Annotated in this window: 1 pseudogene; it reads left to right on the forward strand. The window is 32.8% G+C overall.

Annotated elements, in window-relative coordinates:
* Positions 1-255: 255 nt before the first annotated feature.
* A pseudogene (locus CDG56_RS16750) lies at positions 256-717 on the forward strand (IS4 family transposase); the annotation flags it as partial.

Below are 717 nucleotides of genomic sequence, written 5' to 3' on the forward strand. Positions count from 1 at the left end.
GGAAGGGATTCATCTGCTGTATCTCGAAATAAATAAGATATTTAGCTTATCATGTCAGCCTATTTGCAACAGTGCCCTCGTGATTACCTTAGAGTGAGAAAATGAAACATTCCAGAAAACTAACTTTACTCAAAATTACAAAAAAAGTCTTAATATCTCCTGCAATTGATTAATTAATAAACATCTTTGTACACGACAAAAAAAGATAACTCATTGAAATAATGGCATAATACTTGTTTTCTGACGACGAATATGATGACACATTTCAATGAGTTACATCTCATCTTAAACAAATATCTAAAGTGGAACAAGTCACATGTAAAATGTTTTACACTGATTATGCTGGCATTAATTGTAAAACAGACATGTAATCTTTCTTCTGCATCTAAAGCCTTGCCCATCAAGTGCTTACCATAATCATTTTATCGACGTATACAACGCTTCTTTGCAGATCAGTATTTCAATTATCGTCAAATTTCTCAGTTAATTTTCAATATATTTTCATTCGATAAAGTCCAATTAACTTTGGATAGAACCAACTGGAAATGGGGAAAACGAGATATCAATATCTTGATGTTAGCCATCGTCTATCGTGGAATAGCGATACCTATTGTTTGGACATTGCTCAATAAACGTGGCAATTCAGATACAAAAGAGCGTATTGCTTTGATTCAACGCTTTATCTCCATTTTTGGTAAAGATCGTATTGTGAATGTG

It is taken from the genome of Acinetobacter sp. WCHA39 (assembly GCF_002165385.1).
In the GTDB taxonomy this organism is placed as follows: domain Bacteria; phylum Pseudomonadota; class Gammaproteobacteria; order Pseudomonadales; family Moraxellaceae; genus Acinetobacter.